General features: G+C 50.0%; 23 protein-coding genes and 2 pseudogenes. 12 read left to right on the top strand and 13 right to left on the bottom strand.

Annotation, left to right across the window (positions count from 1 at the left end; genetic code table 11):
* The first annotated feature begins 1 nt into the window (after position 1).
* Entirely contained in the window at positions 2-487 is a 486-nt protein-coding gene (gene coaD / locus ACN28Q_RS12215) for a pantetheine-phosphate adenylyltransferase (RefSeq protein WP_095846594.1), read from the top strand.
* On the opposite strand, the gene mutM is transcribed toward coaD, so the two are convergent.
* The 4 genes from mutM to radC all read right to left on the bottom strand — a co-directional run bounded on the left by mutM (position 488) and on the right by radC (position 2,785).
* Positions 488-1,297: a bifunctional DNA-formamidopyrimidine glycosylase/DNA-(apurinic or apyrimidinic site) lyase gene (mutM, locus tag ACN28Q_RS12210; RefSeq protein ID WP_095846593.1), complete on the bottom strand. Its 810-nt coding sequence runs from the start codon at positions 1,295-1,297 to the stop codon at positions 488-490.
* A gap of 125 nt (positions 1,298-1,422) precedes the next feature.
* The gene (rpmG, locus tag ACN28Q_RS12205) at positions 1,423-1,590 is read right to left on the bottom strand and encodes a 50S ribosomal protein L33 (protein ID WP_004392084.1); all 168 of its coding nucleotides are present in this window, start codon (positions 1,588-1,590) and stop codon (positions 1,423-1,425) included.
* 11 nt (positions 1,591-1,601) lie between these two features.
* Positions 1,602-1,838, bottom strand: a complete 237-nt coding sequence (gene rpmB, locus ACN28Q_RS12200; RefSeq protein ID WP_095846592.1) for a 50S ribosomal protein L28 — start codon at positions 1,836-1,838, stop codon at positions 1,602-1,604.
* Between the two features lie 263 nt (positions 1,839-2,101).
* Positions 2,102-2,785, bottom strand: a complete 684-nt coding sequence (gene radC, locus ACN28Q_RS12195) for a RadC family protein (RefSeq protein ID WP_095846591.1) — start codon at positions 2,783-2,785, stop codon at positions 2,102-2,104.
* A gap of 169 nt (positions 2,786-2,954) precedes the next feature.
* On the opposite strand from radC, the gene coaBC reads away from it, so the two are divergent.
* From coaBC to slmA, 3 genes are all read left to right on the top strand, one after another.
* Positions 2,955-4,172, top strand: a complete 1,218-nt coding sequence (gene coaBC, locus ACN28Q_RS12190) for a bifunctional phosphopantothenoylcysteine decarboxylase/phosphopantothenate--cysteine ligase CoaBC (protein ID WP_165907125.1) — start codon at positions 2,955-2,957, stop codon at positions 4,170-4,172.
* Positions 4,150-4,608 (top strand): dUTP diphosphatase, encoded by a 459-nt coding sequence (dut, locus tag ACN28Q_RS12185; RefSeq protein ID WP_095846589.1) that lies wholly within the window; start codon positions 4,150-4,152, stop codon positions 4,606-4,608. The genes coaBC and dut overlap by 23 nt, the downstream gene beginning before the upstream one ends.
* Before the next feature lie 248 nt (positions 4,609-4,856).
* Complete coding sequence (gene slmA, locus ACN28Q_RS12180) at positions 4,857-5,453, top strand: nucleoid occlusion factor SlmA (RefSeq protein ID WP_095846588.1); 597 nt, start codon at positions 4,857-4,859, stop codon at positions 5,451-5,453.
* Between the two features lie 32 nt (positions 5,454-5,485).
* On the opposite strand, the gene pyrE is transcribed toward slmA, so the two are convergent.
* A complete protein-coding gene (gene pyrE / locus ACN28Q_RS12175) occupies positions 5,486-6,127 on the bottom strand; it encodes an orotate phosphoribosyltransferase (RefSeq protein WP_095846587.1) in 642 nt (213 codons plus the stop codon).
* Positions 6,128-6,211: 84 nt separating this feature from the next.
* Positions 6,212-6,928: a ribonuclease PH gene (gene rph, locus ACN28Q_RS12170; protein ID WP_095846586.1), complete on the bottom strand. Its 717-nt coding sequence runs from the start codon at positions 6,926-6,928 to the stop codon at positions 6,212-6,214.
* Between the two features lie 131 nt (positions 6,929-7,059).
* Here rph and ACN28Q_RS12165 point away from each other — a divergent pair, with 131 nt between their 5' ends.
* Together ACN28Q_RS12165 and ACN28Q_RS12160 are read left to right on the top strand one after the other, a co-directional pair.
* Complete coding sequence (locus tag ACN28Q_RS12165; protein ID WP_095846585.1) at positions 7,060-7,923, top strand: YicC/YloC family endoribonuclease; 864 nt, start codon at positions 7,060-7,062, stop codon at positions 7,921-7,923.
* A 236-nt stretch (positions 7,924-8,159) separates the two neighbouring features.
* The gene (locus tag ACN28Q_RS12160; RefSeq protein ID WP_095846584.1) at positions 8,160-9,440 is read left to right on the top strand and encodes a tyrosine-type recombinase/integrase; all 1,281 of its coding nucleotides are present in this window, start codon (positions 8,160-8,162) and stop codon (positions 9,438-9,440) included.
* Here ACN28Q_RS12160 and ACN28Q_RS12155 read toward each other — a convergent pair.
* Complete coding sequence (locus ACN28Q_RS12155; protein ID WP_095846583.1) at positions 9,427-9,678, bottom strand: helix-turn-helix transcriptional regulator; 252 nt, start codon at positions 9,676-9,678, stop codon at positions 9,427-9,429. The two genes, ACN28Q_RS12160 and ACN28Q_RS12155, sit on opposite strands and share 14 nt — an antisense overlap.
* 129 nt (positions 9,679-9,807) lie before the next feature.
* The gene (locus tag ACN28Q_RS12150) at positions 9,808-10,071 is read right to left on the bottom strand and encodes a helix-turn-helix domain-containing protein (RefSeq protein WP_095835285.1); all 264 of its coding nucleotides are present in this window, start codon (positions 10,069-10,071) and stop codon (positions 9,808-9,810) included.
* A gap of 121 nt (positions 10,072-10,192) precedes the next feature.
* Here ACN28Q_RS12150 and ACN28Q_RS12145 point away from each other — a divergent pair, with 121 nt between their 5' ends.
* The gene (locus tag ACN28Q_RS12145; protein ID WP_039550300.1) at positions 10,193-10,456 is read left to right on the top strand and encodes a helix-turn-helix domain-containing protein; all 264 of its coding nucleotides are present in this window, start codon (positions 10,193-10,195) and stop codon (positions 10,454-10,456) included.
* Positions 10,457-10,741: 285 nt separating this feature from the next.
* Here ACN28Q_RS12145 and ACN28Q_RS12140 read toward each other — a convergent pair.
* Positions 10,742-10,843 (bottom strand): annotated as a pseudogene (locus ACN28Q_RS12140) (integrase domain-containing protein); the annotation flags it as partial.
* Positions 10,844-11,796: 953 nt separating this feature from the next.
* Here ACN28Q_RS12140 and ACN28Q_RS12135 point away from each other — a divergent pair.
* The gene (locus ACN28Q_RS12135; protein WP_095846582.1) at positions 11,797-12,456 is read left to right on the top strand and encodes a DUF4145 domain-containing protein; all 660 of its coding nucleotides are present in this window, start codon (positions 11,797-11,799) and stop codon (positions 12,454-12,456) included.
* Between the two features lie 74 nt (positions 12,457-12,530).
* On the opposite strand, the gene ACN28Q_RS12130 is transcribed toward ACN28Q_RS12135, so the two are convergent.
* The gene (locus ACN28Q_RS12130) at positions 12,531-12,752 is read right to left on the bottom strand and encodes a hypothetical protein (RefSeq protein WP_131929004.1); all 222 of its coding nucleotides are present in this window, start codon (positions 12,750-12,752) and stop codon (positions 12,531-12,533) included.
* 821 nt (positions 12,753-13,573) lie between these two features.
* Between ACN28Q_RS12130 and ACN28Q_RS12125 the strand changes: the two genes are divergently transcribed.
* Positions 13,574-13,861 carry a helix-turn-helix domain-containing protein gene (locus ACN28Q_RS12125; RefSeq protein WP_095846581.1) on the top strand — a complete coding sequence of 96 codons (288 nt, stop codon included), beginning with the start codon at positions 13,574-13,576 and terminating at the stop codon, positions 13,859-13,861.
* Between the two features lie 37 nt (positions 13,862-13,898).
* Here ACN28Q_RS12125 and ACN28Q_RS12120 read toward each other — a convergent pair.
* Positions 13,899-14,000, bottom strand: a pseudogene (locus ACN28Q_RS12120) (helix-turn-helix domain-containing protein); the annotation flags it as partial.
* 275 nt (positions 14,001-14,275) lie between these two features.
* On the opposite strand from ACN28Q_RS12120, the gene ACN28Q_RS12115 reads away from it, so the two are divergent.
* The 3 genes from ACN28Q_RS12115 to ACN28Q_RS12105 all read left to right on the top strand — a co-directional run bounded on the left by ACN28Q_RS12115 (position 14,276) and on the right by ACN28Q_RS12105 (position 17,187).
* Positions 14,276-15,196, top strand: a complete 921-nt coding sequence (locus ACN28Q_RS12115) for a DUF8812 domain-containing protein (protein ID WP_230469563.1) — start codon at positions 14,276-14,278, stop codon at positions 15,194-15,196.
* Positions 15,193-15,663, top strand: coding sequence for a lysozyme inhibitor LprI family protein (locus ACN28Q_RS12110; protein WP_095846578.1), 471 nt, complete (start codon positions 15,193-15,195; stop codon positions 15,661-15,663). The genes ACN28Q_RS12115 and ACN28Q_RS12110 overlap by 4 nt, the downstream gene beginning before the upstream one ends.
* A gap of 492 nt (positions 15,664-16,155) precedes the next feature.
* Positions 16,156-17,187 (top strand): DUF4062 domain-containing protein, encoded by a 1,032-nt coding sequence (locus tag ACN28Q_RS12105; RefSeq protein ID WP_095849011.1) that lies wholly within the window; start codon positions 16,156-16,158, stop codon positions 17,185-17,187.
* A gap of 138 nt (positions 17,188-17,325) precedes the next feature.
* On the opposite strand, the gene ACN28Q_RS12100 is transcribed toward ACN28Q_RS12105, so the two are convergent.
* Both ACN28Q_RS12100 and ACN28Q_RS12095 read right to left on the bottom strand, forming a co-directional pair.
* Positions 17,326-17,556, bottom strand: a complete 231-nt coding sequence (locus tag ACN28Q_RS12100) for an antirestriction protein ArdR (RefSeq protein WP_095846577.1) — start codon at positions 17,554-17,556, stop codon at positions 17,326-17,328.
* 170 nt (positions 17,557-17,726) lie between these two features.
* Positions 17,727-18,329 carry a site-specific integrase gene (locus ACN28Q_RS12095; RefSeq protein WP_095846576.1) on the bottom strand — a complete coding sequence of 201 codons (603 nt, stop codon included), beginning with the start codon at positions 18,327-18,329 and terminating at the stop codon, positions 17,727-17,729.
* Positions 18,330-18,462 lie beyond the last annotated feature (133 nt).

Below are 18,462 nucleotides of genomic sequence, written 5' to 3'. Positions count from 1 at the left end.
CATGACCAGAAAAGCCATCTATCCCGGAACGTTCGATCCCATGACCAACGGCCACCTGGATTTGGTGACACGTGCGTCATTGATGTTCGATCGCGTCGTGCTGGCCATTGCCGCCAGCCCGGGGAAAAAACCGTTATTTTCGTTGGATGAACGTGTGGCGATGGCGACCGCAGTCACCTCGCATCTAAAAAACGTGGAAGTGGTGGGGTTCAGTGAACTGATGGCCCATTTTGCCGCCCATCAGAACGCCAATATCCTGGTGCGCGGCCTGCGCGCGGTATCCGACTTTGAGTATGAGCTGCAGTTGGCGAACATGAACCGCCACCTGATGCCGACGCTGGAAAGCGTCTTTATGATGCCTTCCGAGGAGTGGTCGTTTATCTCTTCTTCATTGGTGAAGGAAGTGGCGCGCCACGGTGGCGACATCGCCCCGTTCCTGCCGGATGCCATCACCCAGGCGCTACTGAAAAAACTCGCCGAGCAGTAATTAACGCTGGCAGCGGCGGCAAAAAAAGGTGCTACGCTGCCCGTGTTTCGCCGCCTCAATCGGCGTGCCGCACGCCCGGCATGGCTCCCCTGCCCGGCCATACACCTGCAGTTCCTGCGCAAAATAGCCGGGCTTGCCGTCCGACTGCAAGAAATCGCGCAGCGTAGTGCCCCCTTGTTCGATCGAACGCAACAGCACCGCTTTGATGGTCGCCACCAGCAGATCCACTTCAGCCTGGCTCAGCGAGGCCGCCGGCCGATCGGGCATGATCCCGGCGCTGAACAGGGATTCGCTGGCATAAATGTTCCCCACGCCCACCACCAGCTTATTATCCATTAGCCAGGGTTTGATTAACGTGCGTTTATTACGCGACTTATCAAACAGATAACGGCCATTGAAGGCTTCACTCAGCGGCTCTGGCCCAAGGTGAGCCAACACATTGCTGGCGGCCAGATCTTCACACCATAACCAGGCGCCGAAACGGCGCGGATCGGTATAGCGCAGGATCATGCCGTTGCTGATCACCAGATCGACATGATCGTGCTTGCCGGCTTCGGTTTCCTCCGCCAGCATCCGCAGGCTGCCCGACATGCCCAAGTGCACGATAATCCAGCCCGTATCCAGTTCGATCAGCAGATATTTGGCGCGGCGCTGCACGCTGCGCACCGGGCGATCGCTCAGCGCCTGGATCTGCTCCGACACCGGCCAGCGCAAGCGGGCATTGCGCACCACGGCATATTGAATACTGTGGCCGACAAGATAAGGTTCGATGCCACGGCGGCTGGTTTCAACTTCTGGTAATTCAGGCATGCTGCGCTCCCCGTCATCTCATAGCCAATGGGCTCCGGCGGCCCCGCAAAAGGCCAGGGCTGGAACCCATTGGCTATAATACAAAAAAACCCGGCCGAAGCCGGGTTTTACTTAATCCACTAAAATTATTTGATTTTAGCTTCTTTGTAGATCACGTGTTGACGGACAACTGGATCGAATTTCTTCAGTTCCAGTTTTTCCGGCTTAGTACGCTTGTTCTTCGTAGTGGTATAGAAGTGACCAGTACCAGCAGAAGAAACCAGCTTGATCTTCTCGCGAACACCTTTAGCCATGATTCAGTTCCTTAATACTTCTCACCACGGGCACGCAGATCGGCCAGGACCGCTTCGATACCCTTCTTATCAATAACACGCATACCTTTAGCAGATACGCGCAGAGTTACAAAGCGCTTCTCGCCCTCAACCCAAAAACGGTGAGAGTGCAGGTTAGGCAGAAAACGGCGTTTGGTCGCGTTCAGTGCGTGGGAACGGTTGTTACCGCTCACCGGGCGCTTGCCAGTAACTTGGCAGACTCGGGACATGTCTATTCTCCAAAAATCAAATCAGCTCGAGCTTCGTATAGGGTATGGCCGCCTCGTCAGGCTTTAGAGCCCATCTCAGCAAACTTCCTACTGAGGAGACTCTCGTCATCAGGTCAGAAACCACACACCAGGTTAGAAACCTGCTGAGATAGGCTCTTAACGCCAAACCCAAGATTCTCAAAGGTGGCGTAGTATACGCTCTGAAGCGTAAGTGCTCAAGTCCCGAACAGCTAAAGATCCCTCAAGGATCGCGAAAAAGTTGCTTAAAGCCATCCGCGCTCGGCAAAAGAAGCGCATTCTCCCCGGCCGATAACCAAATGATCGAGCACTCGGATCTCCAATAACCGGCATGCATTCACCACTTGCTCAGTAATCAGACGATCGGCACGACTGGGCTCTGCCTTACCCGAGGGGTGATTATGCGCCAGAATGATGGCGGCTGCATTAGCCTTCAGCGCAGCACGCACAATTTCTCTTGGGTATACGACGACGCTGCTGATAGTACCAACAAACATCTCCTGGTGGCGAATAACCCGGTGCTGATTGTCCAAAAACAGCACAAGAAAAACTTCCCGTTCGTGGTGTGCCAGCAAGCCATGAAGATAGTGTTGGGTCACCTTAGGGTTCAGCATGGCATTCTCCTGCGCCAGATGGCCGGAGAAAAAGCGAAACGCCAGCTCCGAAACCGCCTGCAACTGGGCATAGGTAGCGGCACCCAGCCCTTTATGGCTGCTGAACTGCGCAAAGTCGGCGGCCAGAAGGCCATGCAACGAGCCAAACTGCGCCAGCAGTTGCTCTGCCAAACGGATAACATGCAGGCCCGGCAAGCCGGTGCGTAAAAAAATGGCCAGCAGTTCGGCATCCGACAGCGCCGCTGCGCCATCGCGTAATAATTTTTCCCGTGGCGCCAGATTCCCTGGCCACGGCGAGATTTCCTGGCTGTTCATCGTCCCTCCCTGAATACGCTGGAGCATGCCACACCTGCCGTGATGGCACGACAGGTGATTGATAATATTGCGGTGTTGTCCGCAATCTGCTGCGGGGCACGGACGAAGCGCTCACCTGGCCGGCGGTTATGCTAAAATGCCGCATCTTTCAGCTTTCAATCGGACAATGATGATGACGGGACTTTCCGGCAAACATATTGTGCTTGGCATCAGCGGCGGTATCGCCGCCTACAAATGCCCGGAGCTGGTGCGCCGCCTGCGCGACAGGGGCGCCGACGTGCGGGTGGTCATGACCAGTGCGGCAAAAGCCTTTATCACACCGTTGACGCTTCAGGCCGTTTCCGGGTTCCCGGTGGCGGACGATCTGCTCGATCCCGCAGCGGAAGCCGCAATGGGCCACATTGAGCTTGGGAAATGGGCGGATCTGGTTATTCTGGCGCCGGCCACGGCCGATCTGCTGGCGCGGGCCGCCGCCGGCATGGCCAACGATCTGCTCACCACCGTTTGCCTGGCGACCGATGCGCCCATCGCCGCCGCCCCGGCCATGAACCAACAGATGTACCGCGCAGCGGCAACCCAGGCGAACCTGGCAACCCTGCAGGCGCGCGGCATGATGCTGTGGGGCCCGGACAGCGGCAGCCAAGCCTGCGGCGATGTCGGCCCTGGCCGCATGCTGGATCCGCTGGCTATCGTCGAGCTGGCGCACAATTACTTTGCTGCGCCACAAGATTTGCAACATCTTAAGGTGATGATTACCGCCGGCCCGACGCGTGAAGCGCTGGATCCCGTGCGTTTTATCAGCAACCACAGCTCGGGTAAAATGGGGTTTGCCATTGCGCATGCCGCCGCTGCGCGCGGCGCGCAGGTGACGCTCATCGCCGGGCCGGTCAATCAGCCGACGCCGCCGAAGGTAACCCGCGTGGACGTCACCAGTGCGCTGGAAATGCAGCAGGCGGTGCAGGCGCAGGCCGCGGCACAAGATATTTTTATCTCCTGTGCCGCAGTGGCGGATTACCGCGCCGAACAGATTGCCGATGAAAAAATAAAAAAACAGGGTGATGAGATCACCCTGAGAATGGTAAAAAACCCCGACATTGTCGCCGGCGTCGCCGCGATGGTGAATAATCGTCCGTTTGTCGTCGGGTTTGCCGCCGAAACCCAGAATGTGGAAGAATACGCGCGGCAAAAACTGGCGCGTAAAAAGCTGGATTTAATTTGCGCCAATGATGTAACGCTTGCAGGGCACGGTTTCAACAGCGATACCAACGCACTGCACCTTTTTTGGCACGATGGGGACAAACGCCTGGCGCTCAGCGATAAGGCACTCCTTGGCCAACGTTTAATAGACGAGATAGTCAGCCGCTATGATGAAAAAAATCGACGTTAAGATTCTCGACCCGCGTATCGGTCAGGATTTCCCTTTACCGACTTACGCCACACCAGGTTCAGCCGGTCTTGATCTTCGCGCCTGTCTGGACAACGCCGTTGAGCTGGCCCCTGGCGCCACGACGCTGCTGCCTACCGGCCTGGCAATCCACATCGCCGACGCCAGCCTGGCGGCGGTGATCCTGCCGCGCTCCGGCCTTGGCCACAAACACGGCGTGGTGCTGGGCAACCTGGTCGGCCTGATCGATTCCGACTACCAGGGCCAACTGATGGTTTCCGTCTGGAACCGCGGGCAGACGGCCTTTACCATCCAGCCGGGTGAGCGCATCGCACAGATGGTCTTCGTGCCCGTGGTGCAGGCCGAATTCAACCTGGTCGAGGAATTTGGCGACAGTGAACGTGGCGAAGGCGGCTTCGGCCACTCTGGCCGCCTCTGACAGCCCAGCAGTGAACAAAAGGCAGGGAATGCTGCAAATCCCTATCCCCCAGGGCGCAGGGCGCGCCCTACGGTAGGGTTTATCCGGTAATAAAAACACCGCACGCCAGATAGCGCGGAAAAACAGGCCAACAGGCCGCAGCCCCTACACCGTAAAAAGCAATTATATAAGTTGCTCAGGGTTCCCCCTGCAGCGGCCGGTGCCTGGGTTTGGAAGTCTAAGCTGTTTTAGCAAGGGTCTAATCTGACATGGCAGAAAAAGAAAATACCAAAAGGAATCGGCGCGAGGAGATATTGCAGGCACTGGCCCAGATGCTGGAATCCAGCGATGGCAGCCAGCGTATTACCACAGCCAAACTCGCGGCAAACGTCGGTGTCTCTGAAGCCGCACTTTATCGGCATTTTCCCAGCAAGACACGTATGTTTGACAGCCTGATCGAGTTTATTGAAGACAGCCTGATCACGCGCATTAACCTGATCCTGCAGGATGAGAAAGAGACGTTGAACCGCCTGCGCCTGATTCTGTTGCTGATTCTGGGCTTCGCTGAACGCAACCCCGGCCTGACCCGCATTATGACGGGCCACGCGCTGATGTTCGAACAGGATCGCTTACAGGGCCGCATCAACCAGCTGTTTGAGCGGATAGAAGCCCAGCTTCGCCAGGTATTAAAGGAGCGCAAGCTGCGGGAAGGAAAAGGCTTTATCACCGATGAGACGCTGTTGGCAAGCCAACTGCTGGCTTTCTGTGAGGGCATGCTTTCGCGCTATGTGCGCTCGGAGTTCCGCTACCGCCCGACGCAAGAATTTGACGGCCGCTGGGCGCTGCTGGCAACACAGTTGCAATAATATTACGCTGGGCCAAGCCCGGCGTAATGGTTTTACACGCCGTACTGTTGGCGATAGGCACGCACCGCCGCCAGGCGATCCGCCATCTGCGGCTTCTCTTCCAGGTAAGTAATCAGATCTTCCAGCGTGACGATGGAAATCACTTTGCAGTGATAGTCACGCTCCACTTCCTGAATCGCGGAAATTTCGCCCAGGCCACGTTCCTGGCGATCGAGCGATATCAACACCCCGGCCAGGCTAGCGCCGCTGGCATTGATGATCTCCATTGATTCACGAATAGCGGTGCCGGCGGTGATCACATCGTCCACCAGCATTACCCGGCCCTGTAGCGGGCTGCCCACCAGGTTGCCGCCTTCGCCATGGGTTTTGGCCTCTTTGCGGTTGAAGCAGTAAGGCACGTCGCGCTCGTGGTGCTCCGCCAATGCCACGGCGGTGGTGGTGGCGATCGGGATGCCCTTATACGCCGGGCCGAACAGCAGATCGAAATCAATGCCGGAATCCACCAGCGCCTCAGCATAGAAACGCCCTAACAACGCAAGATCGCGCCCGGTGTTAAACAGGCCGGCGTTAAAGAAATACGGACTGGTGCGGCCAGATTTCAGCGTGAATTCACCGAACTTCAAAACCTGTTTGTTAAGCGCGAACTCGATAAACTGGCGCTGGTAGGCTTTCATTACTGCATCTCCTCGTCTGATTATTACGCGTACGCTGCCCGAAGGCCGGGCACAAAAAAGGCGACTTCTCAGCCGCCTTAAAAATTACTCTGCCAGCGCAGCTTTCTGCGCCTGGAAAATGGTTTCGATACCGCCCCGGGCCAGTGCCAACAAGGCTAACAGCTCTTCATGGCTGAACGGTTCGCCTTCTGCGGTACCCTGCACTTCGATCATCCGGCCATCTTCCATCATCACCACGTTCATATCGGTTTCTGCCGCGGAGTCTTCCACGTATTCCAGATCGCAAACCGCTTCGCCGCCGACGATGCCGACGGAAACCGCCGCCACCAGCCCTTTCATCGGGTTAGCTTTCAGTTTGCCGTTGGCAACCAGGGTATTCAGCGCATCCGCCAGTGCCACGCAGGCCCCGGAAATGGACGCGGTGCGGGTGCCGCCGTCTGCCTGCAAGACGTCGCAATCGAGGGTGATGGTGTATTCACCCAGTTTTTTCAAATCCACCGCGGCGCGCAGTGAACGGGCGATCAGTCGCTGGATTTCCAGCGTGCGGCCGCCCTGCTTGCCCCTGGCCGCTTCGCGGGCGTTACGGCTGTGGGTGGAGCGCGGCAGCATGCCGTATTCCGCGGTGATCCATCCCTGGCCCTGGCCTTTCAGGAAACGGGGAACGCCCTCTTCCACGGTGGCGGTGCACAAGACTTTGGTATCGCCAAACTCAACCAGCACTGAACCTTCAGCGTGTTTCGTATAGTGACGGGTTAATGTCAGGGGGCGAACTTGTTGTGCTGCTCTGCCTGCTGGGCGCATGGGTTTCTCCGGCTTCTCATTCATCTATGATTGGCTGCGCATTATACGAGCTTCACGACGTTATGCCTATCCTGCCCGCCGGCACAACGCTATAATCGAGCCATCTTTAACTGACTTTACGGGTACGCACGATGATCCGCAGCATGACAGCCTACGCCCGGCGTGAAATCAAGGGTGAATGGGGCAGCGCAGCTTGGGAGCTGCGTTCCGTTAACCAACGCTATCTTGAAACCTATATCCGCCTGCCGGAGCAGTTCCGCAGCCTGGAGCCGGTGATCCGCGAACGCATCCGCGCCCGTTTAACCCGCGGCAAGGTTGAATGCAACCTGCGTTTTGATCTGGATCCCAGCGCGCAAAGCTCACTCATTCTGAACGAGAAACTGGCAAAACAGCTGGTGGAAGCCGCCAACTGGGTGAAAATGCAAAGCGACGAAGGGGAAATCAATCCCATCGATGTGTTGCGCTGGCCGGGCGTGATGTCTGCCCAGGAACAGGATCTGGATGCCATCAGCGCCGATCTGATGCAGGCGCTGGACGGCGCCCTGGATGACTTTATCGCCGCCCGAGAAAGTGAAGGCACCGCGCTGAAAGCGCTGATTGAACAGCGGCTGGACGGCGTGCTGGCGGAAGTAGCCAAAGTGCGCGCCCAGATGCCAAACGTGATGCAGTGGCAGCGTGAACGCCTGGTGAGCAAGCTGGAAGAAGCGCAGGTTCAGTTGGAAAACACCCGCCTGGAACAAGAGCTGGTGTTGATGGCGCAACGCATCGACGTTGCCGAAGAGCTGGACCGCCTGGAAGCGCACGTAAAAGAAACGCACAACATCCTGAAAAAGAAAGAAGCCGTCGGCCGCCGCCTCGACTTTATGATGCAGGAATTCAACCGCGAATCGAACACACTGGCGTCTAAATCGATTAATGCCGACGTCACCACCTCAGCGATTGAGCTGAAGGTGCTGATTGAACAGATGCGTGAACAAATCCAGAATATCGAATAAATTCCACCCTGTTCCACCGACTGCCACAACGCCCTGTTTTCAGGGCGTTTTTGTTGCTATCAACGTCTACCGCGTACTACCCAAATCCACCGAAATCCACTGCCAAGTGGGTAGTACATTGGGTAGTACCATCGCTTTACAAGCCAAAATGTTCGTTTTATAACCTATGTACTACCCACTTTTTCTCGCAGGCCACGATTGACGGGCGCTGGCGGGATATCTTAGGGAGGCAGGGCATGGGAAATCTGACCGTTAAAACCATACAGTCCATCCTGAAAGCAAGCCGTCCCGGACGATACAACGACGGTCAGGGGCTATACCTGATGCTGCCGCAGCGCGGCGAACCTTACTGGATGCTGCGCTATACCCTGAACGCCAAACGCCGTTCGCTCACGCTGGGCAAACCGTCCGATCTGTCGCTGGCGGAAGCCCGCTCTCAGGCCGAAGACGCCCGCAGGAAGGTCAGGAAAGGCGACGATCCCATCGCCGAACGTAAACGCAATCGCCCCGCCAGAATCCATACCGTCAACGATCTGTTTAACGACTGGAAACAGGATTTGGTGCGACGCCTTAAGCACCCGCATATCCCACAGCGGATCTTCGCCAGAGAGATCGCGCCACACATTGGCGAGCTGGCGTTAGGCAAGGTCACACCGCTGGACATACGCGCCATCATCCAGCAAATCACCGCCAGCGGCAGGCCCTGCACCGCCAACGATGCGCTGATGTACCTGAAGCAACTGTTTAATCACGGCATAAAACTTGGGCTTCTCGTCCATAACCCGGCGGCGGCGTTCAAGGTGGATGATGCGGGCGGCATTGAAAAAAGTCGCGACCGGGTGTTGAGTCTGGAAGAGTTGACGCAGGTTTTTCAGGTATTCCGCAGCCAGAGCGACAGCTTCACTCGCGATAACTATCTGGCTTGCGCATTACTGATTGTGCTTGGCGTACGCAAAAGCGAACTGACCGAAGCCCAATGGGATGAATTTTCCCTCGAAGACGCAACGTGGGAACTGCCTGCGGCGAGGAGCAAATCGGGCGTCGCTATCGTCATTCCCCTCCCCCCGCTGACGCTGGAATGGCTGCTGGAATTGAAGATACGCGCCTGCGGTTCAGCATATGTATTCCCCAACCGCCGGGCCAGCGGTTCGCCGCATATGGGCAGCGATACCCTCAACCGGGCGATCGCCAAACTTTTCGGCCGCGAACCGGGAAGAAAAATTCAACCGCCCAACCGCATGGGTGAACTTGAACCGTTCACCGTACACGACCTGCGCCGCACCTGCCGCAGCCTGCTGGCCGCGTTAGGCGTTCCGGGCTATGTCGCCGAACGGTGCCTTAATCATAAGCTGAAAGGTGTTGAAGGCATTTACGATCGGTATGATTACTTTGAGGAGCGGCGGGAAGCGCATTGTAAACTGGCAGACCTCGTTAAGCCGATTATTGAGAACAACGAGCCGCACAGCGCTTCGAACGAACAGAGCAATAAAGCGCAGACAGACGCTATTTTTTCGTAGGGCGATAATTCAGAATGATTTCGGCGAGATCGTCTTCGACGGTATAAAAATAGCAAGCAGGAACATCGAGCACCGCCGCCAGTCGGCAGGCAAGATCAAAATCAGGCGTATGCACACCGCGCTCATATTGGTTCATCCGCGCGCTGGCCGTAGCTTCATCAATACCCGCCAGAACGCCAAGCCGCTGTTGCGACAGGCCCGCTCTTAGTCTGGCTTCTTTTAAACGATGTGGCAGCATGAGGATCCCGACTTACACGATATGTAAGCCGTAGTTTTCACGCTAACCTATTGAAAATATACTAAGCATTACTTAGCAATACTTTCTCAACTACGCGTTTTTATTGCTTAAATCCAGAAAGGGGGAGATTTAAAAAGCGTCGGTATTTTTCTGGCGGGCGTAAGTAAGGATGATTTCCGCTAAATCATCTTCAACGGTGTAAAAATAACTGGCAGGGGTATTCAACACAGCGGCTAACCTGCACACCAGTTCAAAATCAGGAGTATGCACGCCGCGCTCATACTGATTCATCCGTGCGCTGGCCGTCGCCTCGTCGATACCGGCGAGCACACCAAGCTGCTGCTGCGATAAACCGGCTTTTAATCTGGCTTCCTTCAAACGATATGGCAGCATGAGAATCCCGACCGACTGAATAACCAGCGGTGATTTTCATGTCTGCCTGTTGAAAATGTACTAAGTATTACTTAGTATTGATGTTGAAAAATTATTCTGTCTCTACGAGCAAGGAGGAAGCATGACTAACAAAATTGATATGCATCCGGCAGACATTATTGCCTCTTTACACAAGAAGAAGATAACGATGGCAGCGGTATCCCGGCAGGCAGGATTAAGCTCTTCAACGCTGGCGAACGTGCTTACCCGCCCGTGGCCGAAAGGCGAATTTCTGATCGCGGAGGCATTAGGTATTCATCCGTCGGAAATCTGGCCGAGCCGCTACTTCGATGAAGAAGGTAACCTGATTGAACGCCACAAGCAGATCAGAAAAAAATCCGCCTGACTTCCCCCATTTTCACCCGACTTGCAGACGGATCATGTTTTCCCCCACCAGAAAACGGCGATCTGGCATTCAACCCCGTCAGCATGCGGTTTTTGGTCATTCTCCCCACCTGACTCCGCTATATACGTGGATAGTGGGGGAACCCGGTTTTTTTGGGCCGTGTTCCCCCACCAGTACCACATAAGTAACACTTAATTCCCCACCTCAGCGCCAATCTGATCTTTTTCCCTGGCTGGCGGGGTTACCTGAAGAACGTGAACTGATGGGCCAGCCAGGGGAAAGGGCCTACGCCGTTCTGCCGTAGACCTGCTGCACATACTGCCCGCCCCCGTCTCCATGCCCTAAATCCATCGATACCAGCGAGCTGGCTTCCCGGTTGCTGAAACCGGGTATGGCTGCCGCCGACCTGTCGGGCCAGCGTTTGCATCTCCCGGCTTAATCGTGGCATATGCTATCCCCTATCCTTAATAACCTCTGTTCTCCGGCGAACGGCGATTCACGACACGGATTTGCCGTGCCGCACTGAACAATACCTGCGCGCCGGAGCGGCAGCGGTTGAGGTATGACGGGGATATCGGTTATGCACTCGGTGCAGCCGCCTGCATCAGCAGGGTAATCCCCTCAGGCTAAAAGCCTGCCTCAGGCATCGGTTCAGTCCTCCTCTGATAAGTGGGTTGATGAGAATTGACGCAGAAAATGTGCGTCAGATGACAGGGCATGCCGGAAATCGCTGTGGCGTAAGGGCTGGCGCAGAGATCGTTCGCGGCGTCACTTGCAACGGTTTTTCGCCGTATGAAGTGACGCCGCTGCCTCATGGATAAGCTAGGCTGAGGCAGCAAAAGGCCGCAGACGGTTGCGCCAGCAATAAAAGGTTGTTGTACGCATCAGTGCGTATGCAAAAAGCAGTTGCTTCACGAAGAACCAATGGGATGCAGCCCTAAGGCGTTGGGATAAGGTAGCTACCATCGCCGCAGCGATCACCCGCAAACCGGTAGCGGGGCGGGTTGGGATCGACCACACAGGTTGTATCCTGGCGTTGCCTTGAAGGTCGCGGCAACGTGGAGTGCTGCTTGCAGCAGCGGTGTTACACAGACAATCTACTGCGCCAAAATCCGTATATCAAGCGGCTAACGCGCTGCGCTTGTTGGCTCCTGAACGGATTTCCATTCCATAGAAATCCGTTCAGGAGCGCTGAAATCCACACACGGCAAGATAGATAATTTGTAAATTACCGAATGTATACCCAAACGCCTCAGAGCCATCTAAAATGACTCTGAGGCGTTTGGTAAACTCGTGTCTGTTCAGACATAACAATGGATAATGACTAAAAGGAAAACCCAATGACAAATAAAGTGCAGCAACGCTTTAATGACTTAAAAGAATTTTCCGATAGAGTAAGTAGCAGCAGCCATACCGTTCACTCACAATATACTGGAAGTGATACATATGTTGATTCTGAGCTATTACTCCAGTGGTTAACAAAAACTGAAAATTTAATTGTTAGCGTTTGTGGAGAAAACTCAACTTATTTTGAAGCATTTACAGAAGCAAAAAAAATAAGTAGCTTTGAAACTAATCAAAGTGTGTTTAACAGGCTTAAATCCATCTTCACCGCCATAAAAGAAGATTATGAAAATGGTTATCTTGTATCATATAAGTCATTAATCCAAGCTGATTTATTTGATAGTGAGTTGGAGCAAGCTAAAGAACTGCTCACTTCTGGTTACACAACTGCAGCAGCTGTTATAGCAGGAACCGTATTGGAAACTAGCCTTAGAGAGCTTTGCGAAAGAAGTTCCATTCCTAAAGGTAAAATGGATAAAATGAACGCTGACCTAGCTAAGCATGGTGTATACAACTCAATACAGCAGAAAGCCATCACTGCTATGGCAGGAATTCGGAATAGCGCGGCTCATGGTAAAGTTGATGAGTTTATCAAAGATGATGTAACAAACATGATTAGCAATATTGAATCTTTTCTAATAAAGCATCTTAACTAGAATTATGAGTGTGTATAACAAGTTATCATTCTCATGATAATGCTCAAGTTATACACCTCAATTATATTATAATTTTAAACAACTATAGTAATTTTTTCTTTCCCAATCCTTGCCATATCTTTCAAAGAGTCACTTGAATATTTAGAAGCATGGATTGTTACGTGAATGCCTTTAGTAGTAGCTATACGAATAATATCTTTAACTGTATCTGAAGAAAAATTACTTGTAGACGTTATTTCTATATTCGCGCCAATTCTTGCAATATCCTTAGCACTATCACTTGAAATCCCCATCATTCCCCCTTGTATACTATTTGTTGGAATAATTTATTTTCGGACAGAATAAGAATGAAATTAACTCTAAATTTACTGTTTTTCAAGATTTTTCTTCAAATCACTAAGCTTTAATCATGTCATTGATAATATTATAAAAGTCTAGTCCCAGTAAATTTTAATTAAATATACTCTCCGTTCATTTTCACTAGATAGTGATAGTTGGACTCAGCATTTACCATCCGCTTTACGATTAGGTTTATACTATTTCTGGGGCCAATCCACCTTTTCTCCGGACAAAAAAACCAATAATCCCTCATAACTCTTTAGATACTTCCATGCTGCACTTTTTGAGAATAAAAAATGCCAATGTCCCCTTCACGCCTGAGCCGACTATCAAAGCGAATTGGAACGAGACAACCAGTTACATTCCTTAACCTATAAAGCCAGATAACGACTCTACAAACTTATAAATCTCCTAACCCAAACGGGTAGTACATTGGGCAGTAAACCTTCACCGCCACAGAATAAATCAAACTAAAAAACTAATTTTTAATACTTTTATTTTATATTCAATAAACAGATCCAGAACATCGAATAATTTCCACCCTGTTCCACCGACTGCCACAACGCCCTGTTTTCAGGGCATTTTTGTTGCTATCGACGTCTATCACGTACAATCCAAACCCACTTGCCGGATAAGTCCCATAGCTTTACAAGTCACTTGCTGCGTTAGGCACTCCGGGCATTGATACTAACGGTTTCCCATCTTGCTCCGTTTAGAAATAAGATAGCTACGATATACGTAGTATCTGTGAGTTCTAGTAACTACGATTATCGTAGTTATGAATACTTGCCAACAACATCGTGATATTTTCAGTCAACGTCTAAAGGATCGAGGTTTGTCCCAGAAAGGGCTGGGTATTGCTGCCGGGATTGACGAATTCGTTGCCAGTGCGCGTATCAACCGTTATAACAAGGGCGTGCATAAAGCCAACATTATAACGACATGCCAATTAGCAGAAGCATTAAACGTACCGCTGGCATATATCTATGTAGATGATGACAATCTGGCGAAAATAATCCTACTTTTCTCCAACCTGCCCGCTGCGCAACAAAGCGCATTGCTTTAATCGTTAGAAAATAAATCGACGAAGTAACGTATTCATGTCACTCAGAACGCTTTTCTCTGATTTTTATCTTGCGGTCAATTAGCTTTCCCATCTCATCATAGTAACGACTCGGCCAAATCTCGGCCGGATGGATGCCTAACGTAGTGGTGGGTATGCCTAGCCGAAACACAGGCAAACATACTCGCCGCAGCAGATGCACAGCTAGGTAAGAAGATCACCTTGATAATGTATCGATGACTGTTGTAAGTTTTTCTGGGCGTTTAGGTATGATTTTCTGACAGTAGTTAGCATTACCTGACGTAATGCTATATCAGCAACAAGCAACTTTGCTCGCCAATACCTAGACGAAGCTAACAGGGAAACCGTGAAACAGGCTAGCGCCTGTTTCACGGTAACGAAAAAAGGAGTATTAATGTGTCGTACCATCCCCCACGGGTGTTTCGCCCTAGTGGTTCTATTGGAGCATGTGGCAATAACAATCCCGAAGATGTAAAAACATTCCAACAGATGATTATTCATGCCGGATATAACTACATCGACGGAAACCATCTTCGTGCGACAGGTCGTTGTGATCTGGAGACGCAGGCAGCGATTATCTGGTATCAACGCTTACTGAACATGTCACCTTCTGGGTTGGTTCATCCCCAAGAGATCTGGTTTTTTACCATGTTCAGCAAGGCTCTCCCGCCACAATGGAGGCCTCATTCTGTTGGGCCACTACATGTATGGGAAGGTCAGGTTACTTTTGATGCGGAAGGGCAAGACTATCTCACTGCTGTAGAACCTTTTACTCAGGCTGAACGTATGCCTAACTTCTCCCGAGTACTTCAAATGCCACCAACATACCGTTCAGGTGTAACGCTTGGTAGAGGATATGACATGAAAGAGCGTAGCCCTGGTGAGATTTATACAACGTTAAAGCATGCGGGCATTGAAGAATACAAAGCGGTAATTTGTTCTAAAGCAGCTTACTTAAAAGGTCGACAAGCAGAAAATTTTGTAAAAGCATATGGGCGCCTGGTTGGCGAAATAACTTACGAACAGCAAATAAAACTATTTGATATTACTTATAGCGATAAAAAACAATATGCCAGAGGTGTTTACAACAGACAGATTAAAAATGTAACCAATCCCGTAAAATGGGAAAATATAGATCCAAAAATCGCTGAAGTTTATATAGATTCTATATACCAGGGTGTCATATCCACTGGTGAAATGGCAAAAATTATAGCTAATGGCGCAACCAAAAGCGACATGATAAACTTTATTAAAAATGACCCAGCACAAATGGGTGATAAGCGACGATTGAATATAAGAGTAAGGGCACTACAATGATAAACATTAAGTATTTTACTTTAGTTTTTCTTTCCCTCCTGATGATACCTCCGTCATATGGGAAGAGGACGACAGATATAACTTACAATGTGCAAATAGAAAGTTGTCAAAAAAAATACGGCGATGATAGTGATGAATGCTTTTCCGATTTAAAAGATAAGTCAGATAGTGCTGTTACTGATGCTTATAATAAAAAAATAAATGAAATTAACTCATTCAACATTTCAAAATGGAAAAATGGTACAGAAGATCAAAAAAATGACATGGTTAAATTTTTTACTGATAACCAGAAAAAATGGTTATCTTATCGAAATCAATATTGTCAGATAGTTAGTACCGGGGCTCAGGATACTCACGAATATGGGGAAATATTGTTAGCATGTTTTCTTAACATGAACAATGCAAGAATAAATGAAATTAATATGATCCATCCTGACCTTTCAGAAAATAGTCGTTCTGAACCATGAGACAATAATAATATTAACAGTAATGTAAACCACATAAAAAATAAATACGCATCAGGCGTAAAGCAAGCGTTCGAGGAATTCACGATGGTGCCGATAAAATAACATGAGTAAGCTGGGGGATAGTGATTAGTTAAAGCTATTTTCAGCGTAGGGCAACAGTTCGTTGGTCTGGGGCTGTTGGGCCAAGCAGGTCAGTGCAGCCGCCTGCATCAGCAGCGCAATCCCCTCAGGCTAAAAGCTTCAACTCTCCTGTGGCAAGTGGCTTGATGAGAATTGACGCAGAAAATGTGTGTCAGATGACAGGTCACGCCGGAAAGCGGTGTGGTGTAAGGACTAGCGCAGAAATCTGACATGCTCCCGCGCGTTTTAACCATACGCTTCTGACAGTGACCAGTCCACTGTCGGCTATGAGCGATCTGCGGACATTACTAACAGAATTGTTTAAAAGTATGTTTAAATTATCTTAAACAAAATATTGGGAGGATGTTGATTTTGGATAAGCGATATCAGGTCTTTGTTAGCTCGACCTTTTCAGATTTAGAAGAAGAGCGCCAAGAAGTGATGCAAGCCCTATTGGAGCTTGATTGTATGCCAGCCGGGATGGAGTTGTTTCCTGCTACTAGCAGTGATCAATGGAGTTTAATAAAAAAAGTAATAGACGATAGTGATTATTACATTGTCATACTAGCCGGGCGCTATGGATCTATTGGACCAGACGGACTGAGCTATACAGAAATGGAGTATCGTTACGCAATAGAAACAGGAAAGCCTGTTATTGGTTTTATCCATAAAGACAAAACCAAGCTTCCTTCAGGCCGCTGCGAGTCTAGCCAAGATGGCAAAGATAAATTAAATAGTTTCGAGGAATTAGTTAAAACCAAACTTTGTCGATTCTGGGAGTCACCGGCTGATCTTGGTAGTCAAGTTAGTCGAAGTCTTATCCGGTTAATAAAGGAATATCCAGCGGTGGGATGGGTAAGAGGTAATTTAGTAACTAGCGAAAGTGAAGCAAAAGAAATTTTACAACTAAAAAGAATGATTGAGGATCTAGAAGGGAAGTTAGCCTCAAGCAAAACTACTGCACCTGAGGGGGCTGAGTCGTTATCTCAAGGTGTTGATTTATTCGAGTTTGGTTTTACATTCTATGCTTCACATTCATTAAAGTTTTATGAAGGCATTCAATATAAAGCAATGAGTTCAGTAAGTTGGAATGATATTTTTTCGTATGTTTCACCTTTAATGATTGATGAGATTTCCGATAAAGAATTACATTCAGGGATAAATAGATCGATAGAAAAAAGTGCTCGGTTAGCACTTAAAAGTAATGAGGAATTAGAAGGGCTTAATTTTCTGGAAATAAAGATGTTGCCATCAGATTTTCAAACAGTGAAAGTTCAATTTAGAGCGCTTGGCTTGATAGTGAAAAGTGAGAAAAATAGAAGTGTTAAAGATAAAGATACATATTGGACTCTCACACCGTATGGTGAAAACCTTATGACAACGCTTCGTGCAATAAAGAAATAAACAAATAGCCGAGGAATACTCGGCGTTTGCCAGGAATGACTAAATGTCCAAAGGGCGGGGGAATTACAGATTGCGGCGCTGTAGCTCAGCATCAAGAGTCATATTGGGAGCTTAATAAGGGAAACTTGGATCTTAAATTTATTTCTTATCGCTCCAACACTTAGCACTATCATACTCGTTATCACCTTCTGCAATGAATATGTGATTGTCAAAGTTAATGGTAATCACATCGGGACGTTCGTAATAAGCACCACGTAACCTGTTTTTCCAATCATGGGGCTGGTTATTTCGTATCAACACAATGCCACTAGTAGCATGTTCTGGATGCTCTTTACGCCAACTTGTGGAAATACAGATGACATCAACCATTAATGAGCTCCAATTATAATGTATCGACAAACTACTTTACCTTTCACGATCTCACACTGCCAGTATAACTGGACACATTAACCTTAACGTCCATAGAACACAGCTTAATGACAAAAAAACAGCCGGACGTCCGCTCCTGGCACAGGGCTGCTGTTGCAGCCCTGACAACCTTAGACTTCAATCGATTCAGATATCTCTAATGCATCATCGACTTCGATGCCCAGATAACGGACTGTGCTTTCCAGTTTCTTATGGCCCAACAGAAGTTGGATCACCCGGAGATTCTTGGTTTTCTTGTATATCAGGTAAGGTTTTGTTCTTCTCATGGAATGTGTGCTGTAAAGCGAAGCTTCGAGACCAAGCTTTTCTACCCACCCATGAAAAATTCGGCTGTATTGTCGGGTTGATATGTGCCGGTTAGTTCCGATCCGAGACCGAAACAAGAAGTCTTTACTGTGCAAATTGCCAAGCTTTATCAATGCAGCAACAGCTTCTCTTGTCCCTTTGGTTATCTCAAATTGCACAGGGCTACCGGTTTTCTGTTGCAGCACCGTTGCTCTGCTTGAAACCGAGCTACCATATGCAACATCAGATACTTTGAGATTCACCAGATCGCAGCCTCGTAGCTTACTGTCTAAGGCCATATTGAACAGAGCTAAATCACGCGTTTTACCTTCCAGTTCAAGCCGGATTCGGATCCCCCAGATATGAGATATCTGAAGTGGTCTTTTTTGGCCTATGATACGGTCTTTATTCCACGGTGACATGTTCATACTCAAATCTCCTGCAATGTTGGAGATTTGAGTATGGTTGTCCCTTATGAGCGAGAATCGGATGTTAGTCCTTACCATAATAATTTCAACGGCTGGACTACTCTTTACTGGTAGACGGCTTTCCTTACAGGCA

The organism is Gibbsiella quercinecans, from assembly GCF_002291425.1.
In the GTDB taxonomy this organism is placed as follows: domain Bacteria; phylum Pseudomonadota; class Gammaproteobacteria; order Enterobacterales; family Enterobacteriaceae; genus Gibbsiella; species Gibbsiella quercinecans.
The sequence above is the reverse complement of the archived record's forward strand: the minus strand, read 5'-3'. Positions and strand labels throughout refer to the sequence as shown.